This is a genomic window from Bartonella sp. SL320, from assembly GCF_059687635.1.
In genome coordinates this window covers 1163092-1185249 of sequence record NZ_CM185143.1, presented here as the reverse complement: position 1 = coordinate 1185249, position 22158 = coordinate 1163092, and the positions used below count along the sequence as shown (strand labels likewise).

The following is a 22158-nucleotide window of genomic DNA, read 5'->3' as shown; positions in this document are numbered from 1 at the left end:
AACTAAATAATGGCATTTTTTTAGATTTTTATTTATTTTGAAATGCTTTTTGCTTTCCTTAACAATGAAAATATTTTATTTTTATCCCTTAAAGAGGATATTGAAAGAAGCTTTTGATAATGCATGAAATGTTTTCATATATCGTTTAGGAAAAGGGGAAAAACATGTATAAGTTTTTCAAATTGATATAATTTTCTGTTCATGTTTTAATTGCAATGTTTATTTTTATATCGTTGACTTTTAATAAAAAATTAGACTCATAAAAGTTTTCATGAAATAAATCCTACAAAATAATTTCTTATTATTGTGGGAATTGTTATTCTAATACTATGTCTGATAAAATGAATTTACCTTTTGATAAAGAACATATTGAACCAATAGAATTACGATCTGCTTTACAAGAACGTTATTTGGCTTATGCACTTTCTACGATTACGCATCGTGCATTGCCTGATGTGCGTGATGGATTGAAACCTGTGCATCGGCGGATTGTTCATGCGATGCGTCTTCTCAAACTGAATCCTGGACATTCTTATGCAAAATGTGCACGGATTGTCGGTGATGTCATGGGAAAGTTTCATCCTCATGGGGATGCATCTATTTATGATGCTTTGGTGCGTTTGGCTCAAAGCTTTGCGGTTCGTTATCCGTTGGTTGATGGACAAGGCAATTTTGGCAATATTGATGGTGATAATGCTGCGGCTATGCGTTATACGGAAGCACGCATGACTGAAGTAGCTGCATTGTTGCTTGAGGGAATTAATGAAAATGCTATTGATTTTCGTTTGACCTATAATGAAGAAGATGAAGAGCCTGTTGTGCTACCAGGGGCTTTTCCTAATCTTTTAGCCAATGGTTCTTCAGGTATTGCTGTTGGTATGGCAACGTCTATTCCTCCTCACAATGTTTCTGAGCTCTGTGATGCGGCGCTGCATTTGATTGCACACCCCGATACGCGTGATGAGGATTTAAATCAATTTGTGCTGGGACCTGATTTTCCAACCGGTGGTATTTTGGTTGAACCTAAAAAGAGTATTGAGGAATCTTATCGTATCGGGCGGGGTTTCTTTCGATTGCGTTCACGTTGGCATCAGGAAACTGGTAGCCGAGGTTCTTATGTGATTGTTGTGACTGAAATTCCCTACCAAGTTCAAAAGTCACGCCTTATTGAAAAAACGGCAGAATTATTGCTTGCACGACGTTTACCAATGCTTGAGGATATTCAAGATGAATCAGCAGAAGATATCCGCATTGTGCTTGTTCCCAAAAATCGGTCGGTTGATCCTGAACTTCTTATGGAATCCCTTTTTAAATTGACTGATTTTGAAGTACGATTTCCTCTTAATCTTAATGTTTTATCTTTGGGAAAAATACCCAATGTTCTCTCGTTGCGAGAAAGTTTGCAGCAATGGCTTGAACATCGTCAAGAAGTGCTTATTCGACGTTCTCATTATCGGCTTGATCAAATTGATGCCCGATTGGAAATTCTTCATGGCTATCTTATTGCTTATTTGAATCTTGATGAGGTCATTCAGATTATTCGTGAAGAGAATGATCCGAAAAGCAAGCTGATTAATCGTTTTGAATTAACAGAAAATCAAGCGGAAGCTATTCTTAATATGCGCTTGCGTTCTTTACGAAAGCTTGAAGAATTTGAAATTCGTAAGGAATTTGAAATGCTTAAGGGTGAAAAAGAAAAACTACAGAATTTGTTATCCTCTCCTACAAAACAATGGAAAATCATTTCAGAAGAGATCAAAAAAGTTCGAAATACATTTGGTCCTGAAACACTCTTAGGAAAAAGACGGACAACATTTGAAGAAGCACCAAGACATGATCTTGACGATATTCAACAAGCAATGATCGAAAAAGAACCGGTTACTATTGTTATTTCTGAAAAGGGGTGGATGCGTGCTTTGAAGGGACATTTGAACGATTACAAAGCGCTATCTTTTAAAGAAGGAGATAGTTTAAAGTTAGCATTTCCCGCATTTACGACCGATAAGATTGTGCTAATAAGTACTGGGGGAAAGTTTTTCGCACTTAGTGCAAATAGCTTACCTGGAGGGCGGGGACATGGTGAACCTATTCGTCTTTTAGTGGATATGGATGATGAGCATGATGTTCTTACAGCTTTTGTGCATCATGCAGAAGAAAAATTGCTCCTGGTTTCATCTCAAGGTAATGGCTTTATCGTTCCTGCTTCAGAAGTAATTGCGAATACACGAAAAGGAAAACAAGTGATGAATGTAAAATCTTCTGATGAGGTCAAGCTTTGTGTTCCGGTCAATGGTGATCATGTTGCCGTGGTTGGTGAAAACCGCAAAATGCTTATTTTTTCTATTGAACAAATACCAGAAATGAATCGTGGTAAAGGGGTTCGCCTACAACGTTACAAAGAGGGTGGCATTATTGATGCCAAGACTTTTAATTTATCAGAAGGCTTAAGTTGGCAAGATAGCGCTGAACGAATCTTTAACCGTCAAGCGGATGATCTCATTGAATGGATGGGAACACGTGCGGGTGTTGGGCGTCTGGTACCAAAAGGATTTCCAAAATCGGGTAAATTTATCAATTAAAGGATAGAACGCTTTTATGCCAAGCCTATAAAAGCGTAAAATGCTACGTGTTTTTGCTATACGATAACTAATTGAGTTATAAGAATAATTAAAATATTATTTATATTAAATGAAATGCTTTATTGTTGACTTATTTCAACTTTGTTCATGTTGAAATAAACAAAGTGATGTATTTGCACATCACAAGCAGATTAGTGTATAAATAACAAATTATAAAGAAAAGCATTAAAAGTGTCTTTTATGCATTATTTAAAGTCCCAAAAACTATCGTAACACTAAAAACTTAAATAGACGCAAAAGGTTTATACGCTTTATAAGTGTGAGGATGATCGGAACCATTTTTATACACTTTATTGTTTTACCATTACATTATTCATGAGTACTGTTGTGAAGTGATTTGATGTTTTTGTATCTAAATAAGGGTAAGTGTATTGCGTATGTCTGTTTGTGTAATCTCCGAGACGGAGAGGCAAGCTAATTTGGAAAGAATATGAAAGCATAATAGTAAAAAACAATGATTATTTTTATCATCACCTTTTAATTCGGTTTTCCGGCTTTCAAAAGCATCCAGAGCAATATTTTTTTAATAATGGAGATTACCTATTGTCTCACGCTTTTGTTTATTGTGTTTTTAATGGGGGCACGTCCTTAGAAAAAAACAGAGAACCATTCACACGCTTGTTTAAAAAAAAACATCTCGCAACGCTCTCAATCCCATTTCGCAGCGACACCTGTGAATAGTATACCGATAAATCCATTGAGCCCCTGCGTTTTTACGCTTGTGAAGGAGCAAAGCAGGCAACATCACACTATTTTCTAGCTTTAGAATTTTTGCTACCAAACCTTGGAACTTAAAACGGTTCATAAGAGCTATTTTTAGTCTCTTCTTATACAATTTTACCCACACACCAGCACCACTTTTGACGTGTAAGAGAATGGTTTTGATGGATTCAAGATAAACAAATTTGAAATGAGAGAATCTTACGGGATTCGGATCTCTAATTTAATATGAATAACGATAAATTATCATTATAAATCAATATCTTGATACTTTAAGAAGTGTATCTTAAAAAATATATGGATGAATAATACAAGAGTATTTTATTTGAAAACATTCCATTTTGTTTAATAAGCATAGCTTTGTTTATTAAGAGAAATGGTACTAATCTTCTCTTAAGCATATTTATTCGTTAGGATTATGGTGATATTGCCTAAAGAGATGACCACGTTCAGCCCATAAGACAAGAAGGATGGCAACAAGACTGAGAAAGAAAAATCCTGCTGAGTTTGGGATAGTTGTTTCATCAAATTGTTGGGCAATAAAAAAGCTCAATCCTGCACCGATAGAAGTTTGAAGAAAGCCAGATACAGAAGAAGCTGTACCAGCAATCTCGCCTACGGATTCGAGAGCGAGAGTATTGAAATTAGCCATAAGACCACCGCAGGCAAACATTAATATACAATATAATACCATATAAAAAGGAAAAGGAAGAACACCATTTGCTAAAATGGAGCCAATAAGCCAAATGCATGAAGTGGCACAAAAGAGCAAAAGCATCGTATGTGCAATACGTCGCATTCCAAGACGTCCGACAAGTTTAGAATTCATGAATGATGAGAAAGCTTGAAATGCAGCACCAATAGCAAATGCTACTGGAAACCAAAAACCTAAATTATAAATTCCTTCATAGGTTTGTTGTGATGTATTAACAGCAATAAAAATACAACCTAAAATGATGGACGCTGCGAGTGTGTAGCAAAGTGTTGTACGATTTGTCATAACAACCCATAAATTGTGTTTTATGGAAGAAAAAGAAAGAGGGCGTTGCTCGTGAAGTGTTTCAGGTAAGCGAAATAATATCCAAATTATCAACCCAAAACCAACCAGCGCCATGAACACAAAAATAAATTGCCAGTGTCCGAGCAGTAAAATGATCTGCCCTGCTGCGGGGCCAACCATTGGGGCAACAAGAAAAACCATCATAACAATAGACATGACTTCTGCCATTTTTCGACCACTGTAGAGATCACGTACAACAGAAACTGTAAGAACGCGCATAGCTGCGCCTCCAATACCTTGCAAAATGCGCAAAACAAGTAAGAGAGAAAAATCAGTTACAAAGGCGCAGCCAATCGCCGTAAATGAATAAAAAGCAAGCCCGATAAGTATAAGCTTGCGTCGTCCATAGCGATCGCTTATTGGGCCAAAAAATATCTGGGCAATACCATAACTAATAAGATAACTCGAAATGATATAATGTTGATCATTTTCGTTGAGAACATTTAAGCCTTCCAAAATATTAGGCATAGCCGGTAACATAATGTCTACAGCTATAGCGTTAATAGCCATAAGTGAAGCAATAAGAATAACAAATTCTTTATAGCCAATTTTTTTCCTAATCGCATCACTGTGCGTCTGTTCATCAACTAAATATGACATACGGCATCCTTGAAATAAAAATTTCGTCTAAAAACAGTTCTTTTTTTAGAGTCTGAATAAAATGAAAGATACCTATGATTGATTACAGGGAATATTTTTTTCTTTCAAAAGTTGTTGTAACTCATTGTTTTGAAACATTTCTTTAACAATATCACAGCCTCCTACGAATTCCCCTTTAATATAAAGCTGTGGAATCGTTGGCCAATTTGAGTAATCTTTGATCCCTTGACGCAACTCGTCAGAAGTCAAAATATTAATTCCTTTATAATCCAATCCTAAATAGTTGAGGATTTGAACAACTTGTCCTGAAAATCCGCATTGTGGAGCGTCAGGCGTCCCCTTCATGAATAAAATGACGTCATTTGTTTTAATTTCGTTGTCAATAAAATCATGAACAGTGGTCATTTTTATCCCTCGATATCTCAGATTTGTATAAGTGTGTAATGATCTTTATACTATTTTTAATCGTATTGAATGAATGAATGCAAGAAGAAATTTAGTTTATTTAGGAATATTCGTTTGCAACATTAAGGCGTGAAGGTCATTTCCCATATTACCTTTAAGGGCATCATAGACCATTTTATGTTGCTGAACACGGGTTTTACCACGAAAACTTTCAGAAATAACTTCTGCAGCATAATGTTCACCATCGCCAGCAAGATCACGAATTATTACAGTAGCATCGGGAATACCTTCACGAATAAGTGTTTCAATTGCATGGGCACTCATTGCCATCATTATTCTCCTATGTTGTTCATTTTTTTGTAAGAGCTTTTTTAAAAGAATAGATTTTTTACGCTTCACCCATAAATTGTGAAAACCAGTTCTCATAGGCTTGTGTAAGCGTGTCTATCGAAAGTGTGAATATCCCCTCTATATCAAGCGAATCTCCTTTAACTTGGCCTAGCTCTATTATCGAAACGTCATGGGTTTGTGCATGCTCTTTAAGACTGTTGAGTGCATCAGGTTTAACGGCTAAAAGATAACGTCCTTGGTCTTCTCCAAAAAGTTCCGCATGGTGAGGCGATTTATGGCTTAGTTTTACCTTGATTCCTTTTCTTGCTTTAATCACCATTTCTGCTAGTGCAATTGCTAATCCCCCATCAGAAATGTCATGAGCAGCATGAACAAAACCGCTATGAATGACATCTCGGACAAATTGACCATGCTTTTTCTCAAGTTGCAAATCAACGGGAGGAGGGGCACCAGCATCAATATTTAAAATGTCACGGGCATAGATTGATTGTCCTAAATGAGAGCCACAATTTCCCACTAAAATGAGACTATCTCCATTTTGCATACCACTTATTGTTACCATTTTAGACCAGTCACTCAGAAGGCCTACACCAGCAATTGTGGGAGTGGGAAGAATAGCTTTCCCATTTGTTTCATTATAAAGAGAAACATTACCGGAAACGATAGGAAAGTCGAGGCTTCTGCAAGCTTCTCCGATGCCTTTAATTGCAAAAACCAGTTGTCCCATAATTTCAGGTTTCTCAGGATTCCCAAAATTGAGATTATCTGTCGCAGCCAGTGGTGTTGCACCTGTCGCGCTAATATTTCGCCAGCATTCTGCGACAGCTTGCTTTCCTCCTTCATAAGGGTCTGCTTCACAATAGCGGGGTGTTACATCAGAAGAAAAAGCAAGAGCACGTTTACTCTGATTGTTGATACGGATAACGCCTGCATCACCTCCGGGACAAATAAGGCTATTTCCTTGGATAAGAGTATCATATTGTTCATAAATCCATCGCTTTGAACTTTGATCAGCAGAATTCAATAAGGACAAAAGTGCATCACCAAGATTCTCAACTTTTTTAAAGTCTTCTGCTTTTAGGACTGTTTTTTTTGCAGGTTCACTCCAAGGACGATCATAAACAGGGGCTTCATCACCAAGTTCTTTGATCGGAAGATTGACAACTTCTTCTCCTTGATGAAATACACGGAAACGTAAATCATCGGTTGTTTTTCCAATGATAGAAAAATGGAGCCCCCACTTATGAAAAATAGCTGCTGCTTGCTTTTCTAGCTCCGGTTTAAGAACCATGAGCATACGCTCTTGACTTTCAGAAAGCATCATTTCATAGGCTGTCATGTTTTCTTCACGAACCGGAACGGTATCGAGATTAAGCTGTATTCCTAGATTTCCTTTGGCACCCATTTCAACAGCAGAAGAGGTAAGTCCTGCAGCCCCCATATCTTGAATAGCAACCACAGCGCCAAGCTCCATGAGCTCCAAACAGGCTTCAAGAAGACATTTTTCTGTAAAAGGATCACCAACTTGAACAGTTGGACGTTTCTCACTGATTGAATCATCAAATTCAGCAGAAGCCATTGTGGCTCCACCGACACCATCGCGCCCTGTTTTTGCACCAAGATAAACCACAGGGAGTCCTACACCTTGTGCTTTAGAATAAAAAAGAGCATCTGTCTTTGCAATACCAGCGACAAAAGCGTTAACAAGGATATTACCATTATAGCGCGCATCAAAATTAGTCTCTCCACCAACCGTTGGAACACCGAAAGAATTGCTATAACCACCAATTCCAGAAACAACACCAGCAACAAGATGGCGTGTGCGGGGGTGTTGAGGGGCACCAAAACGCAATGCATTCATAGCAGCAACAGGACGGGCGCCCATTGTAAAGACATCACGTAAAATACCACCAACACCTGTTGCAGCTCCTTGATAAGGTTCAATATAAGAAGGATGATTATGACTTTCCATTTTAAAAACAACACATTGACCTTCACCAATATCGACAACACCAGCATTTTCACCAGGTCCTTGAATGACGCACTTTCCCTCTGTTGGAAGCGTTCTGAGCCATTTTTTAGAGGATTTATAGGAGCAATGTTCGTTCCACATTGCAGAAAAAATTCCCAATTCAGTAAATGTTGGTTCTCGACCAATTAATGTTAGGATACGTTGATATTCATCCTCTTTTAGGCCGTGTTGTGCAATGAGCTCTGGGGTAATCGTGATGTTATTGCAAGGATTCATGAGTATTTATCCGTCAAATTAATCGAAATTTAGCATTTTAATTTTTTTAATCTAGCAGCTTAGATTATGGAAAACTATGTAGTTTAATAATAAAAATGTTCATAAGAACATAAGCTGAAGATTTTGTTCGTTTTGTTGGGTGGATTTAAAAACCAAAAACAATTTTAAATAATGATGTGTTTAGAGAATAATATCCATTGTTGTTTATAAAGAACTTCGCTCATAAATTTGTGACGTAAAAAATGATATAGATCCTTGTTTTTACAATTATAGAGAAGAAAGATTTTTGTAGCATCAGTCATTAACCAATTCTAAAACACTTTGAAAAAGTAAACGACCGTCAATTCCTCCATGGGCGGGTTCAATAAGGTTTTCAGGATGGGGCATCATGCCAAGAATATTACCAGCTTTATTAACAATACCAGCAATATCTTTTATCGAGCCATTAGGATTTGTATTTTCTGCATAACGAAAAACAATTTGTTCATTGTCTTCCATCTGTTTTAATGTTTCATTATCAACAAAATAATTTCCATCGTGGTGAGCAACAGGACAACGAATAATTTGTCCTTTAGAATAATATTGAGAAAATTTTGTCTTGGCGTTAACGACTTCAAGTTTGACTTCACGGCAAACAAATTTTAAGGAAGCATTACGCATTAAAGTTCCAGGTAACAATCCAGCTTCCGCCAAAATTTGAAATCCATTACAAATGCCTATTATTGTAACACCTTTTTGTGCTTTTTCACGAACGGCTTTTAAAATGGGGGTTCGCGCTCCGATAGCACCACATCTTAAATAGTCACCATAAGAAAAACCACCAGGAATAATAATAACATCTACATCTGGAATTGTTGTTTCTGTTTGCCAAATTTTGAGTGGCTCAACTCCTGTTATATGATGCAATGCTGCAACCATATCTCGGTCACGATTTAATCCAGGAAATTGAATGATGGCAGTTTTCATGAGCGTTCCATTTAAAGAAGTTCGATAGTATAATTTTCAATGACAGTATTTGCGAGTAACTCTTCACACATCTGCTCAAGCTTTTTCTTTGCAGTTCGAGAGGGTTGATCATCAAGGACAATGTCAAAAACTTTTCCTTGACGAATAGAATGAATACCTTCGAAGGCTAAACTTTTTAAAGCACCAACAATTGCTTCTCCTTGTGGATCAAGGACGCTTTCCTTTAAAGTAACTGTAATGCGTGCTTTCATTTTTTACTTCCTGTTCTTAAAAGAACCTCTTCCTTGAAGAGGTGTATTGATAAAAGATGATATTATTTTTATCTTGACGAGGTTTTTATTTTACGAGGACGGGACCACTTGGTCGAATTGGTTCATTTTCATTCATAATACCAAGGCGTTTGGCAACCTCTTGATAGGCATTAATAAGCCCCCCCATATCGCGACGAAAACGATCTTTATCCATTTTTTCTCGTGTTTGCATATCCCACAATCGTGCAGAATCAGGTGAAATTTCATCAGCAAGGACAATGCGCATTGTTTCATCTTCCCACAGGCGGCCAAATTCCATTTTAAAATCAACCAATTGGATGTTTACGCCGGCAAAAAGCCCAGAAAGAAAATCGTTAATACGAATTGAAAGTTGCATGATATCTTCGAGCTCTTGCGGAACTGCCCACCCAAAAGCCGTGATATGTTCTTCTGTTACCATAGGATCATCAAGAGAATCATTTTTATAGTAGAATTCGATGATAGATTGTGGAAGTGGGGTTCCTTCTTCCAGTCCTAAACGCTTAGCAAGAGAGCCAGCCGCAACATTTCGAACAACAACTTCCAATGGAATGATTTCTACTGCTTTAATAAGCTGTTCGCGCATATTTATGCGTTTGATAAAATGTGTTGGGATACCCAAACGTCCAAGGTGGCTAAAAATATGTTCTGAAATTCGGTTGTTTAAAACCCCTTTTCCATCAATAATTTCATGTTTTTTTGCATTAAAGGCCGTAGCATCATCTTTAAAAAATTGAATATACGTTCCTGGTTCAGGTCCTTCATATAAAATTTTGGCCTTGCCTTCATAAATACGGTGGCGACGATTCATTACGCTTCTCTGGTTATCTTGAGAGGTTTTAATAACATTAATAAGTGATACTATCCTAATTGATAGAAATTCTCAATGATATTGCTATAATACTTTTATAATTTTTGTCATGATACATCTATTCAAAGGTGGAGTTTCAGAGGCGATGAAAAAAAGATCCCCTCTTTTAGATTAAATTTTTGCAAGAAAGTGAGAGAGGACCATAAGTCCTTCAGGCCAAGGTCCGTGTCCAGATTCTGCGTTAATGTGGCCAGAATAGCCAGCATCAACAAGGAGTGCACCCCAATCATTGGCAATTTTTTCTGCTACGGAAAATTGACAAAATTCATCGTTGCGGCTGGCGATGACAATGGAAGGAAAAGGCAATTTTTGACGATGATAGGGGCCAAATGTCATTAAATGTTTGGGACGTATTTTTTCATTGGAGACATCTGGAGGTGCAACAAAGAAAGCACCACAAATTTTTTCTGTATTTTGTACAGTTGCATGAAGTGCGGTAGGAACGCCTAATGAATGAGCAATAATCATAACAGGTCTTTGCGCTTGTGCTATGCCAGTTTTAACTGCATTAACCCAATCTTCACAAACAGGTTTTGACCAATGGGCTTGTTCTATGCGACGGGCTGTCGATAATTTTTTTTCCCAGCGTGTTTGCCAATGATCAGGACCAGATCCTTTGTAGCCTGGAACAATAAGAATATCGAGTTGATTTGCTTTCATGGGTTGTTTTCTTTTTTACAATAGATTTTGATCGTCAATAGAATAAGATTTAGGATTTCTATGTCGCTTTATTGTTGTTCAAAAACACGTTTAAAAATCGTATTGATATGTTTGGTATGGTAAGAAAGGTCAAATTTTTCTCGAATCTCTGCTTCACTTAAAGCATTGGTAACCTCTTGATCATGGAGCAGTTCTTCTAAAAAGTCTTTTCCTTGTTCCCAAACCTTCATCGCATTTCGTTGTACAATCCGATACGAATCTTCGCGACTGATTCCTGCTTGTGTAAGTGCTAAAAGTACCCGTTGTGAGTGAACAAGTCCTCGGAATTTATTGAGATTTTTTTGCATATTTTCTGGATAGACAATGAGATTCTCAATGACAGATGTGAGGCGAGAAAGAGCAAAATCAAGTGTAATCGTTGCATCAGGACCAATATAACGCTCAACAGATGAGTGAGAAATATCACGTTCATGCCAAAGGGCGACATTTTCCATAGCAGGGAGTGCAAATGCACGGACCATACGGGCTAATCCTGTTAAATTTTCTGTTAAAACGGGATTACGTTTATGAGGCATTGCCGATGACCCTTTTTGGCCCGGTGAGAAGTGCTCTTCTGCTTCAAGAACTTCCGTTCGTTGTAAATGGCGTATTTCTATCGCTAACCTTTCAATAGAGGATGCAATAACACCAAGTGTTGCAAAAAACATCGCATGACGATCCCGCGGTATGACTTGGGTGGAAACGGGTTCAGCACGCATCCCCAAGGCTTTTGCGACATGTTCTTCAACGCGTGGATCGATATTGGCAAAAGTTCCTACAGCACCTGAAATTGCGCAAGTAGAAATTTCTTCGCGTGCTGTAAGAAGACGTTTGCGACAACGGGAAAATTCAGCATATGCGAGAGCAAATTTGACTCCAAATGTTGTTGGTTCAGCATGAATGCCATGACTGCGTCCAATGGTAATGGTCTCTTTATGCTCAAAAGCACGTCTTTTTAAGGCTTTAAGAAGTTGGTCTATATCCTTGAGTAAAATATCACTCGCACGCATCAATTGAATGCTTAGTGTTGTATCGAGAACATCAGATGAGGTCATACCTTGATGGATAAAACGTGCTTCTGGTCCAATAAATTCAGCAAGATGGGTTAGAAATGCGATAACATCATGTTTGGTAATTGCTTCAATTTCATCAATGCGATTAACATCAAATTTAGCGGCTGCTCCTTTTTCCCAAATAACTTTGGCGGCTTCTTTCGGAATAATCCCCAATTCAGCTAGGGCATCACAGGCATGGGCTTCAATTTCAAACCAAATACGATATTTCGTTTCGGGAGACCAAATTGCGACCATTTCAGGGCGAGAATAACGTGGGATCATCATTTTTTTCCTTGTTGTGAGAGGATTGCGGCTTGGCGCAATGCACTTATGCGTGTTTTGTAAAGCTCTTTGTTTCCGTTTTTATAAATTGCAGAGCCTGCGACAAATACATTTGCACCAGCTTTTGCAGTTATTCCAATCGTATCAACGGTAATACCACCATCAACTTCAAGATCAATAGGGCGGTTGGCAATCATGCTTTTAACACGCTTAATTTTGTCTTTTATTTCTGGGATGAAGTTTTGTCCACCAAAACCGGGATTGACTGTCATGATGAGGATGAGATCTAATTGATCAAGCAAATATTCAAGGACATGTTCAGGGGTGCTTGGATTAAGTGCAATTCCTGCTTTTTTACCCATTGCCTTGATTGTTTGGAGTGAACGATGAAGATGGGGACTTGCTTCAGCATGAATCGTTATAATATCTGCGCCAGCTTTTGCAAAAGCTTCCAAATAAGGATCAACAGGTTTGATCATCAGGTGGACATCAAAGACTGCTTTGGTTAATGGGCGCAGTGCTTTGATAATTTCAGGACCAAAGGTGATGTTAGGAACAAAGTGCCCATCCATAATATCAAGATGGAGCCAATCTGCACCAGCATCAATAACATCTAATATTTCTTGTCCAAGTTTAGAAAAATCAGAAGCCAAGAGTGAAGGTGAAATGAGATAAGAATGGGGCATAAAAATCTCCTTGATTGGCTGTTTTTATCATGTCGCTGTGTATACACAAATATCTTTTGTGTTATGACGGAAAAGAAAAAATATGTATATAGATCTCTTTGATGGAAAGATCGCTTGAAATTTTAAAGTTTGATAAGTGAAAGATATGTCGAATCATAAAACACGTTTGATGCCTGAACTTCAAGATAATATTACCGTTTCTTCGCAAGAATATCGAGATGCTATGAGCCATTTTGCAGGCGCTGTGCATATTGTGACAACAGATGGCATTAAAGGAAAGCGCGGAGTAACGGTTTCGGCTTGTTGTTCTCTATCAGATAATCCTCCAACACTTCTTGTTTGTCTCATGCGCCATAATCTAAAGAATCATGTTTTTATGGAGAATGGAATTTTTTGTGTTAATAGCTTGGCTGGCAAACATCGTCCATTAGCGGATGCCTTTTCAAGGCGTTGCAATGTTACACAAAATGAGCGTTTTGATTTTGCACAATGGGGAACTTTGCAAACGGGAGCGCCTAGTCTTTCAGACGCTTTAGCGTCTTTTGATTGCCGTTTGATTTGTTGGCACGAACACGCAACCCACTATGTATTGATTGGTGAAGTTGTTGCAATCAACCGTAGTCAAGAAAAAGATGCCTTGATGTATTTAAAACGTGGATATCACACTTTGCCTTTATAAAGATTTTATTTTTTTCGTATGGGTTAAATAATGCGTTGCTTCATTTACATTTTAGTACAATGATGAGGTGGCGATAAGATGGCGACAATATTTAATTTTTTTTCTTTTTGAGTTTTTTTAATAAACGAGAAAAATCATTTTTCTGATGATTTTTTATCGAGAGTCTAATTTAGATAAAAAAGCAATCAAGACCAAATAGCGTATTTAGATACACTTGTAGATTGTGATAAAAAAATATTTTCCCCTTGTGTTAATAAGGATTGCACAATATATAGACCGCACAGAGCATATGTGGAGGTTTTTTGTTGCATGAGCGAAGAGATTGATCGTCAATATCGCCCTAGTGAAGATGAGCCTTTTATGAATGAGCGGCAAAAGGCGTATTTTCGTGCTAAATTGATTTCTTGGAAGAATGATATTTTAAAAGAAGCGCGTGAGACTTTAGAAAATTTGCAAGAAGAGAATGTGGGACAGCCCGATTTGACCGATAGGGCATCTTCTGAAACTGATCGTACAATTGAATTACGTGCTCGTGATCGTCAAAGAAAACTTATTTCAAAAATAGACGCTGCTTTAGAGCGCATTGATAATGGGACATATGGTTTTTGTGAAGAAACCGGCGAGCCCATTAGTATCAAGCGTCTTGAGGCTCGGCCAATTGCTGTTTTGTCGTTGGAAGCACAAGAACGTCACGAACGACGTGAAAAAGTTTATCGCGATGATTAAAACCACTTCAATGATAAACAAATGAAGTTTGTAGCGATAACTATATATTTTATTTTGGGGAGGTAGGAATAAACAAAGATGGTTCTTGCCTTCCTTCAATTTCGGCTGTGATTGCTGAATCTTTTACCGCCTGATTCGTAAAAGAAGCAGAGGTTTTATCTGGCGTATTGTTACTTTCTGTTAGGGAAGAGGTAGGATGAGTATGTATTTCTCTCTCTTGTCTTCTGGATATGCTGGCAATATCGGATTCTACAACCACATCTGTTAATCCGCCAATAAGAAGCAAATGTTCTTTATTATCACAACGCACTAAAACAAGGCGGCGTGCTCGATCTATAGAAATTGCTTCACATAATGCTAATCGTGATGGAGTTTTTTTTCTATTAATACTAAATCTTCCTGTATTTAAACGGCGTAAAAACAAGATAATTATGGTAATAGCTGCGATTGTTATTATAAAAAATAAAAAGCTTATCGTTATGTTTGCAGCAGATACACCTATTTGGTCTGATAACCAGCTAACCATAAAATTTCTCCCATTTCGGTATGGAAATATCATTTTTTATTGAGATAAATTAACACACATACCCTTAAAGGTTCACTTACAAGACAAGAAATAAACTTTTTAACTAAGTGAGCTTTCTTAAAAGGATAATATCATAGTATATATTTTATAACAATGAATATAAAGGAATTCCTTAGTATAAGAAACAGCTATAATCTGAGGCAATGAGAGAGATGGATAAAGGTTTTGAGAATAATGAAAAGTCAGCATCTTCTTTTCATCGGAGAGTTGCTATTTGGGGTGTTGTTTTTATCTTCGTTTTCTTCTTTATCGTGGGCATTTTAGATTTTTTTTATCCACAAGGTTATTTACAAAAGGCTACGTTGGCATTTCTTTTAATTCTAGCAATTATTGGTGTTGCAACAGTTATTTTAAGTGTGATGGGAATTTTAAGATACCATGCATTATGGTTGCATGAAGATTTTGATTTTAGCATCTTTAATAAGAGCGATGATGCAATTGTAATCTCTGATCTTTCTGGTTTTGTTTATTATTCTAATCAAAACTATCAAAAAATTCTGACCTATAAGCCTGAGGGGTCTTGTTATAGGGTTATTGCTGATCTTCCAGGAGCGGGGGCACTTGCCTATCGCTTAAAAGTTGCAGCCTGTAATAACTTTGCTGCACAAGAAGAATTAAGAGTAGAGCAACCAATTTTTACTGATTCTACACAAAAAAAATCTGTTTGGTATAACATTTCTGTTCAACCAATTACAAAACAGAAAAAAAAGCTTTTATTTTGGCGCATTAGCGATATTTCGCATTTACAACACACCCAAGAAGTTTTTTTCTCAAACCTTCAAGAGGCGATTAATCATTTAGACCAAGCACCTGTTAGTTTTGTGTCCGTTAATACACGAGGTACACTTCTTTATGCGAATGCGGTTTTTGCCGAATGGTTTTCAATTGATTTAGCAAATTTTACCGTAGGTCAATATCATTTTGATTCGTTATTGGAGAGCGCTGGCGCGCAGATCTCATGGAATGATATTTGTTTGCAAATCAATCGATATCAAAGTTTAGGTTATTCTTTACCTTATAGTTTTTCGTTGTGTTTAAATTCGCAAACGATTGGTGAGAAAATATTCCATTGTTTTATATCTGCTTCTTCTTTGTTAGAGGAGGAAGCCATTTATCGCATTGTGATCATTCCACAACAAATAGAAAAACAAGAGAATGATCAATTAAAACTACCGAATATATTAGAAGAATATTTTGATGCTAGCCCTTTTGCAATAGCCGTGGTGGATCAGGAAGGGCAATTGGTTCATATGAATAATGCTTTTTCATCACTCACAGGATGTATGAATAAAACTATCAATTTTTATGATGTTATTTCTCGTCGTGATTATGGGCAGTTAGAGCGTGCCTTTCAAAAAATTGCGATTAATAAAAATTATTTTGTTTCTCTGGAAACTGTTTTAGAAAAGAATGAAGAATGCCATTTACGACTTCATATTATGTCTATGCCGTCTTATCATAGTGATTCGGTAGAAGATTTAGTTATTATCTCTGTCATTGAAACAACAGAACAAAAAACGCTTGAAGATAAAATGGTGCAAAGCCAGAAGATGCAAGCTGTTGGACAATTGGCTGGTGGTATTGCTCATGATTTTAATAATGTTTTAACCGCAATTTTAATGTCATGTGATCTTCTTTTAAATACGCATCGTAGTTCTGATCCTGCTCATGCTGATCTGATCAATATTAAAAATAATGCTAATCGTGCTGCTGCTCTTGTACAGCAATTGCTTGCTTTTTCTAGAAAGCAAACACTTCGACTTGAAGAGGTTGATTTTACAGAATTTTTATCAGACATTCGCAATCTTATTTTACCACTTTTGGGGAATAATACTCAGTTAAAAATTATCCATGGAAGAGATTTGTGGAGCGTTGAGGTTGATCAAGCATCTTTTCAGCGTGTGATTATGAATTTGGTTATTAATGCACGTGATGCCATGGTCGATGGAGGGATTGTTACGATTGCGACAAACAATATTACAAAACAACAAAGTACTGAATTTAATCATCTTGGTTTAGCACTTGGTGAGTATGTGCAATTAACTATTGCAGATACAGGAACTGGGATATCTGCCGCTATACAAGAAAAAATGTTTGAGCCATTTTTTACAACCAAAGAAGTTGGAAAAGGAACAGGCCTTGGTTTATCAATGGTTTATGGAATTATCAAGCAAAGCGGTGGGTATATTTATTGTGATAGTAAAGTGGGAGAAGGAGCAACATTTCATATTTTTCTGCCTCGTTATATCCCCCTTATAAAAGAAAACATTTCTCAAAAGATTGAAAAAGATGAAGAGAAAGATAAGAATATAGATCTAACAGGATCTGCGACTGTTTTATTGGTTGAAGATGAGGATGCGGTCAGAATGGGGGGCGTAAGGGCTCTTCAAATGAGAGGATATACGGTTTTAGAAGCGGCAAGCGGGGTGGAAGCTCTTTCTATTCTTGAGGAAAAAAAGGGCGCTGTTGATATTATTGTTTCTGATGTGGTGATGCCAGAAATGGATGGTCCTACTTTATTGAAGGAAGTTCGTAAACTCTATCCTGATATCAAATTTCTTTTCGTTTCTGGATATGCAAAAGATGCTTTTGCTAAGAATCTTCCACAAGATGCTGTTTTTGGCTTTTTATCTAAACCTTTTACACTCAAACAGTTAGCTATAACAGTTAAAGAAACACTTTCATCATAATACAATAAAAAAACGGCGCATTTATTTTTTAGGGGAAAATACGAGAGTATTTTGATCAATAGAATTTATGGTAATGTCAAAGAACTGAATAAAAAAGAAAAATTTTGAAATTTAATTCAAATTCAAAAAAGTTGCACATTTGATGCAAAAATTTATGAAGAAGTCGGCTTTCCTCTATCAACATTTCATCGTTTTTTTTATTATAGTTATCAGATACGTATGGCGTTGAGAAATATTGTAGATTGCTGATATCCTCAAAAGGATACGAGCTGTTGTTGCGTATCGACCATTTTTCTCTTTCCTTCAATAAATGTTTTTAAAGCTTCAGGGTAGAGCTTATGCTCTGCTTTAAGAACTCTTTGTGCTAAGTTTTCAGTGGTATCATCAGGATAGACTGGAACGGCTGCTTGGGCGAGGATTTTTCCAGCATCCATGTCTTCTGTAACAAGATGAACAGTGCAACCTGTGATTTTTACACCTGCTTGTAAAACTCTTTCATGTGTATTTAAACCTTTAAATGAAGGTAAAAGAGAAGGGTGAATGTTTAAAATTCGTCCCTCATAAAGTTTTACAAAACGCGATGAAATAAGGCGCATATACCCCGCAAAGCAGAGAAAATCTGGTTTGTATTGATTTAAAATCGTGAAAATATTTTCTTCATGTTCTTCTTTCGTTTTGTAGTTTTTGCGATCAACAATATAAACAGGTAAGTTATGATGTTGTGCTTTTTCAATACCATTTGCATGGGGATTATCGCAAATAACGGCAACGATTTTAGCAGGATACTCTTTTTGTTGACTTGCTTGAGCAAGTGCGACCATATTGGATCCATTACCAGAAATGAAAACGACAATTTGTTTTTTCATAAATGCAGCACTCCTTTATAAAGTATTCCTTTATTTTGATCTTGGCGTTTTGTTAAAACTCCAAGGGGAGTTACAAACTCTCCATTTTTTTCAAGAGCTTGCGTAATTATTTCAGCGACATGCTGTGCTACGATAATGATCATGCCAATACCACAATTGAATGTTCGTAACATTTCTGTTTCTTCTATTTTACCTTGTTTGGCAATCCATGAAAAGACGGAGGGAACCTTAATGGTAGAAAGATTAATTTCAGCGCAGAGAGAAGAGGGAACGACACGTGGAATATTTTCAGGAAAGCCTCCACCCGTAATATGCGCTAGAGCTTTAATTCCTTCGTATTTTCGCATGATAGGAAGAAGCGACTTCACATAAATGCGGGTTGGTGTCAAAAGTTCTGTACCAAGACTGTTTTGGGGGGCAAAAGGGGCAGGGTCATTCCATTTGAGATCATTTTGCTGGATGATTCGTCGAACAAGCGAAAAGCCATTGGAATGAATTCCCGAGGCGCTTAGACCTAAGATAATATCGCCTTCAGTCAGATTCTTTGAAGGGAGTAGCGCACTGCGTTCACACGCCCCTACAGCAAAACCTGCTAGATCATAATCGCCCTCTGCATACATTCCTGGCATTTCCGCAGTTTCTCCCCCAATAAGCGCTGCACCGGCTTGTTTACATCCCTCTGCAATACCAGAAACGATTGCAGCACCTTGTTCAGGGTCAAGCTTTCCAGTAGCAAAATAATCCAGAAAAAAGAGAGGTTCTGCCCCTTGTACAAGTAAATCATTGACACACATAGCGACCAGATCAATACCTACAGTGTTATGGTGACCCACTTCAATAGCAATTTTTAGTTTTGTTCCTACACCATCATTGGCAGCAACTAAGATAGGATCTGTAAAACCCGCTGCTTTTAAATCAAAAAGGCCACCAAAACCGCCAATTTCCGCATCTGCTCCGGCTCGTTTTGTCGCACGGATAAAGGGTTTAATTTTTTCTACCATAGCATTACCCATATCGATGTTTACACCGGCTTTTGCGTAGGTAAGACCAACTTTAGACTTGTCCTCAGCCTTGGATTTATTATTTGTAAGATCTTGATTGCTCATTGGAGCCTTCCTTGTAATGGAAAATCAGGTTTTGACCTTATGCAATGCCATGATAGAGTTTTCTCTGCAAGAGATATTAATAAGAAAATAAGCAACTTTTCTTGTACCTTATTTTGAAGATGTTTATAATTTTTGTGAAGAATTTTTTTTAGGATATTTTATGAGCAAGATATCAGATAATCACGGACAGTTTTCTTGGAAACTTATGAAAAAGAAAGCGAGTGAGAATACATCCCCTGACCGTTATAAAACTTATATGCCCGCATATACTCAATTACCGTTACCCAATAATATGAAAAGACAAATCTTTTTTTGGCTGGGGACACTGATTTTTTTCATTCTTTTTATGTTTATTTTTGGATCAATTTTGCTTCCTTTTGTTGCAGGAATTGTGTTGGCTTATTTTCTTAATCCCATTGTTCAACTTCTTGAAAAATTTGGTCTTCATCGTGTGTTTGCAACTGTCCTTATTACTTTATTTATTGTTATTGTCTTTGTTGCTGCTTTAATTATTTTGATTCCTATCATTAGTTGGCAAATACAGCAATTTGTGAGTGATGGCTTACCTGTTTATATTAATCGTATTCAAACCTTTTTTGTTGAGCATGATTTTGATTGGATCAGACGTTATTTTGGAAGTGATCCAAATGAATTACGGCGTAATATTAAAGGATTTTTAGGAGAAGGTTCTGATCTTATTACATCTCTTTTGAATTCACTTTTGAAATCCGGGAAGTCTATTGTTAATATTATTAGCCTATTTGTTGTCGCGCCTGTAGTGGCATTTTATATGTTATTAGATTGGCCACGTATGGTGACAGCAATTGATTCGTTAATACCGCGTGATCATCTTGAAACCGTTCGTAGTATTTTTCATGAAATGGATAGAGCTATTGCAGGATTTGTTCGTGGACAAGGAACTGTTTGTCTCATATTGGGGGGGTATTATGCTATTGGTTTAACAATCGCAGGACTCAACTTTGGTCTTTTGATTGGTATGTTTATTGGCCTTATTAGCTTTATTCCTTATATTGGCACAATGAGTGGTTTAGTTCTTTCTGTTGGTATTGCATGGGTCCAGTTTTATCCCAATAATTGGGGGGAATCATCGTCGTGATAGCACTTTTTCTAATTGGTCAATTTATTGAAGGGTACATCCTTCAACCAAAACTTGTGGGTTCATCGGTAGGATTACATCCCGTGTGGTTGATGTTTTCACTTTTTGCTTTTTCTTCACTCTTTGGCTTTACTGGTATGCTTGTTGCGGTTCCTGCGGCAGCAGCTGTGGGCGTTTTAGTGCGTTTTGCTCTTCATACTTATCTTAGTTCTCAGATGTATTCGCAAAGTGGAAATTCGGAGCCGCTAAAATGAATGGGCGTGAAACGCAATTATCTTTAAATTTTCCTTATGAGCCGATTTTTCAGTTTGATGATTTAGTGGTAACGCAAAGCAATCGTATGGCTTTTCAGTTGATTGATCACTGGCCAAATTGGAGCTTACCTATTGCTGTTTTGGTTGGAAAAAAAGGATCTGGAAAAACGCATTTTTCGAGTATATGGCTCCAAAAAGCAAATGCATTCCGGATTCAGCACAATGAAATTGATCAAGCTGTTGCTAGAGCTTCTTTAGGGAGATCATTTTTAATAGAGGATATTGATACTGGTGAAATTAATGAAACAGAACTTTTTCATTTAATTAACAGCGTTAAACAAGCAAATGTTAATGCACAACAAGCTACTTTATTGATGACGGCACGGACATTCCCTTCTACTTGGAATTTGAAGTTAAGTGATCTAAAAAGTCGTCTTAACTCGGTGATGTTCGTTGAAATTAATCAGCCTGATGATGCATTGTTAACAGCTGTTGCCTTTAAGCTTTTTTCCGATAGGCAGCTTATCGTGCATCCAGATACAGTTTATTATCTTATTAGCCGTTGTGAACGTTCTTTATTTTCATTGAAGAATGTTATTGATTCTGTTGATCAGTTAGCGTTGCAAAGAAAAAGAAAAATAACGCGTGCTGTGATTGCTGAAGTTTTGAATAGAAAAAAAATATAAACACTCCTTATCACGGTTTTACGTATTTTTTCTTTCTATTATTGTTTGAATATAAGGGAAAATAGGTCAATTTAAATTTTCTGCTTTTGTAGTATCTATTAAGAATAGAAAAATATTATTTTTCACTCTTTTATGCGTTTCGTTTCAATTGTTTTGAGATTTTATCGGATGAATATTTTTTCATCACTGGCAAGCTTGTATTTTGGTATTTAAAATATGTTTTAAAAAATTCTTTGTTTTGTTTATAATAAAAATTTTATAATTTGCAAATTTAGCTAAATGAAAAAATTAGAGTTTTTAAATCTTTGGGAGAATAGAAAAAGGGGAAAAGGAGTTAAATACAGCTGAATTTTATATGAGTACAGTAAAAATACCATATCCCCTTTGGGTAAGTTTTTGTAACATTTAAGTCGTTTTTTCTAAAATTTTATCTGTAAAATGCATTCTGATACAATGAGAATTGCTTAGATCAGAATAAAAACTGTCGAGTTTTTATAGAGGTGTTTGATATTTTTTATGGAAATTAGTTTTTATTTTTGTCAATAAATTTTTGTTATTGAGTAGGAAAAAATTTAA

At 36.8% G+C, this 22158-nt stretch carries 18 protein-coding genes and 2 pseudogenes; 6 read left to right on the top strand and 14 right to left on the bottom strand.

The features are described 5' to 3' along the window. Positions 1–329: 329 nt before the first annotated feature. Positions 330–2579: a DNA topoisomerase IV subunit A gene (gene parC / locus AC6ER8_RS04945; RefSeq protein ID WP_497077652.1), complete on the top strand. Its 2250-nt coding sequence runs from the start codon at positions 330–332 to the stop codon at positions 2577–2579. Between the two features lie 415 nt (positions 2580–2994). On the opposite strand, the pseudogene AC6ER8_RS04940 reads toward parC, so the two are convergent. The 11 genes and pseudogenes from AC6ER8_RS04940 to rpe all read right to left on the bottom strand — a co-directional run. After that, positions 2995–3453 (bottom strand): annotated as a pseudogene (locus tag AC6ER8_RS04940) (integrase); the annotation flags it as partial. Positions 3454–3762: 309 nt separating this feature from the next. After that, on the bottom strand, positions 3763–5019 hold the full coding sequence (locus AC6ER8_RS04935) for a multidrug effflux MFS transporter (protein WP_497077651.1): 1257 nt from the start codon (positions 5017–5019) through the stop codon (positions 3763–3765). A 72-nt stretch (positions 5020–5091) separates the two neighbouring features. After that, complete coding sequence (gene grxD / locus AC6ER8_RS04930) at positions 5092–5424, bottom strand: Grx4 family monothiol glutaredoxin (RefSeq protein ID WP_497074319.1); 333 nt, start codon at positions 5422–5424, stop codon at positions 5092–5094. Between the two features lie 96 nt (positions 5425–5520). Continuing rightward, positions 5521–5754 (bottom strand): BolA/IbaG family iron-sulfur metabolism protein, encoded by a 234-nt coding sequence (locus AC6ER8_RS04925; RefSeq protein ID WP_142416870.1) that lies wholly within the window; start codon positions 5752–5754, stop codon positions 5521–5523. A gap of 58 nt (positions 5755–5812) precedes the next feature. Then, positions 5813–8023, bottom strand: coding sequence for a phosphoribosylformylglycinamidine synthase subunit PurL (purL, locus tag AC6ER8_RS04920; protein WP_497077650.1), 2211 nt, complete (start codon positions 8021–8023; stop codon positions 5813–5815). Between the two features lie 294 nt (positions 8024–8317). After that, complete coding sequence (gene purQ / locus AC6ER8_RS04915; RefSeq protein ID WP_497077649.1) at positions 8318–8989, bottom strand: phosphoribosylformylglycinamidine synthase subunit PurQ; 672 nt, start codon at positions 8987–8989, stop codon at positions 8318–8320. An 11-nt stretch (positions 8990–9000) separates the two neighbouring features. Further along, entirely contained in the window at positions 9001–9240 is a 240-nt protein-coding gene (gene purS / locus AC6ER8_RS04910; RefSeq protein WP_497077648.1) for a phosphoribosylformylglycinamidine synthase subunit PurS, read from the bottom strand. Positions 9241–9325: 85 nt separating this feature from the next. After that, entirely contained in the window at positions 9326–10090 is a 765-nt protein-coding gene (gene purC / locus AC6ER8_RS04905) for a phosphoribosylaminoimidazolesuccinocarboxamide synthase (RefSeq protein ID WP_497077647.1), read from the bottom strand. A gap of 171 nt (positions 10091–10261) precedes the next feature. Then, complete coding sequence (locus AC6ER8_RS04900) at positions 10262–10810, bottom strand: RBBP9/YdeN family alpha/beta hydrolase (protein ID WP_497077646.1); 549 nt, start codon at positions 10808–10810, stop codon at positions 10262–10264. 68 nt (positions 10811–10878) lie between these two features. Beyond that, positions 10879–12186 carry an adenylosuccinate lyase gene (gene purB / locus AC6ER8_RS04895; RefSeq protein ID WP_497079609.1) on the bottom strand — a complete coding sequence of 436 codons (1308 nt, stop codon included), beginning with the start codon at positions 12184–12186 and terminating at the stop codon, positions 10879–10881. Next, on the bottom strand, positions 12186–12872 hold the full coding sequence (gene rpe, locus AC6ER8_RS04890; protein ID WP_497077645.1) for a ribulose-phosphate 3-epimerase: 687 nt from the start codon (positions 12870–12872) through the stop codon (positions 12186–12188). Before rpe ends, purB begins: the two co-directional genes overlap by 1 nt. Positions 12873–13017: 145 nt before the next feature. Between rpe and AC6ER8_RS04885 the strand changes: the two genes are divergently transcribed. Beyond that, a complete protein-coding gene (locus tag AC6ER8_RS04885; protein ID WP_497077644.1) occupies positions 13018–13551 on the top strand; it encodes a flavin reductase in 534 nt (177 codons plus the stop codon). 309 nt (positions 13552–13860) lie between these two features. After that, a complete protein-coding gene (gene dksA, locus AC6ER8_RS04880; protein ID WP_497077643.1) occupies positions 13861–14277 on the top strand; it encodes an RNA polymerase-binding protein DksA in 417 nt (138 codons plus the stop codon). Between the two features lie 49 nt (positions 14278–14326). On the opposite strand, the gene AC6ER8_RS04875 is transcribed toward dksA, so the two are convergent. Continuing rightward, positions 14327–14803, bottom strand: a complete 477-nt coding sequence (locus AC6ER8_RS04875; RefSeq protein WP_497077642.1) for a flagellar biosynthetic protein FliO — start codon at positions 14801–14803, stop codon at positions 14327–14329. Positions 14804–15015: 212 nt separating this feature from the next. On the opposite strand from AC6ER8_RS04875, the gene AC6ER8_RS04870 reads away from it, so the two are divergent. Then, the gene (locus AC6ER8_RS04870; RefSeq protein ID WP_497077641.1) at positions 15016–17553 is read left to right on the top strand and encodes a response regulator; all 2538 of its coding nucleotides are present in this window, start codon (positions 15016–15018) and stop codon (positions 17551–17553) included. 254 nt (positions 17554–17807) lie between these two features. Here the strand turns inward: AC6ER8_RS04870 and purN are convergent, their stop codons facing one another. Both purN and purM read right to left on the bottom strand, forming a co-directional pair. Beyond that, the gene (purN, locus tag AC6ER8_RS04865; protein WP_497077640.1) at positions 17808–18419 is read right to left on the bottom strand and encodes a phosphoribosylglycinamide formyltransferase; all 612 of its coding nucleotides are present in this window, start codon (positions 18417–18419) and stop codon (positions 17808–17810) included. Further along, complete coding sequence (purM, locus tag AC6ER8_RS04860) at positions 18416–19525, bottom strand: phosphoribosylformylglycinamidine cyclo-ligase (RefSeq protein WP_497077639.1); 1110 nt, start codon at positions 19523–19525, stop codon at positions 18416–18418. Before purM ends, purN begins: the two co-directional genes overlap by 4 nt. 160 nt (positions 19526–19685) lie before the next feature. Here purM and AC6ER8_RS04855 point away from each other — a divergent pair. Together AC6ER8_RS04855 and hdaA are read left to right on the top strand one after the other, a co-directional pair. Further along, positions 19686–20896, top strand: a pseudogene (locus AC6ER8_RS04855) (AI-2E family transporter). Beyond that, positions 20893–21582 (top strand): DnaA regulatory inactivator HdaA, encoded by a 690-nt coding sequence (gene hdaA / locus AC6ER8_RS04850; RefSeq protein ID WP_497077638.1) that lies wholly within the window; start codon positions 20893–20895, stop codon positions 21580–21582. The pseudogene AC6ER8_RS04855 and the gene hdaA overlap by 4 nt, the downstream one beginning before the upstream one ends. Positions 21583–22158: the final 576 nt, after the last annotated feature.

Excerpts from the sequence above, each read along its gene's own strand:
- parC (WP_497077652.1), top strand. The coding sequence starts at position 330 with ATGTCTGATAAAATGAATTTACCTTTTGATAAAGAACATATTGAACCA.
- AC6ER8_RS04935 (WP_497077651.1), bottom strand. The coding sequence starts at position 5,019 with ATGTCATATTTAGTTGATGAACAGACGCACAGTGATGCGATTAGGAAA.
- grxD (WP_497074319.1), bottom strand. The coding sequence starts at position 5,424 with ATGACCACTGTTCATGATTTTATTGACAACGAAATTAAAACAAATGAC.
- AC6ER8_RS04925 (WP_142416870.1), bottom strand. The coding sequence starts at position 5,754 with ATGGCAATGAGTGCCCATGCAATTGAAACACTTATTCGTGAAGGTATT.
- purL (WP_497077650.1), bottom strand. The coding sequence starts at position 8,023 with ATGAATCCTTGCAATAACATCACGATTACCCCAGAGCTCATTGCACAA.
- purQ (WP_497077649.1), bottom strand. The coding sequence starts at position 8,989 with ATGAAAACTGCCATCATTCAATTTCCTGGATTAAATCGTGACCGAGAT.
- purS (WP_497077648.1), bottom strand. The coding sequence starts at position 9,240 with ATGAAAGCACGCATTACAGTTACTTTAAAGGAAAGCGTCCTTGATCCA.
- purC (WP_497077647.1), bottom strand. The coding sequence starts at position 10,090 with ATGAATCGTCGCCACCGTATTTATGAAGGCAAGGCCAAAATTTTATAT.
- AC6ER8_RS04900 (WP_497077646.1), bottom strand. The coding sequence starts at position 10,810 with ATGAAAGCAAATCAACTCGATATTCTTATTGTTCCAGGCTACAAAGGA.
- purB (WP_497079609.1), bottom strand. The coding sequence starts at position 12,186 with ATGATCCCACGTTATTCTCGCCCTGAAATGGTCGCAATTTGGTCTCCC.
- rpe (WP_497077645.1), bottom strand. The coding sequence starts at position 12,872 with ATGCCCCATTCTTATCTCATTTCACCTTCACTCTTGGCTTCTGATTTT.
- AC6ER8_RS04885 (WP_497077644.1), top strand. The coding sequence starts at position 13,018 with ATGTCGAATCATAAAACACGTTTGATGCCTGAACTTCAAGATAATATT.
- dksA (WP_497077643.1), top strand. The coding sequence starts at position 13,861 with ATGAGCGAAGAGATTGATCGTCAATATCGCCCTAGTGAAGATGAGCCT.
- AC6ER8_RS04875 (WP_497077642.1), bottom strand. The coding sequence starts at position 14,803 with ATGGTTAGCTGGTTATCAGACCAAATAGGTGTATCTGCTGCAAACATA.
- AC6ER8_RS04870 (WP_497077641.1), top strand. The coding sequence starts at position 15,016 with ATGGATAAAGGTTTTGAGAATAATGAAAAGTCAGCATCTTCTTTTCAT.
- purN (WP_497077640.1), bottom strand. The coding sequence starts at position 18,419 with ATGAAAAAACAAATTGTCGTTTTCATTTCTGGTAATGGATCCAATATG.
- purM (WP_497077639.1), bottom strand. The coding sequence starts at position 19,525 with ATGAGCAATCAAGATCTTACAAATAATAAATCCAAGGCTGAGGACAAG.
- hdaA (WP_497077638.1), top strand. The coding sequence starts at position 20,893 with ATGAATGGGCGTGAAACGCAATTATCTTTAAATTTTCCTTATGAGCCG.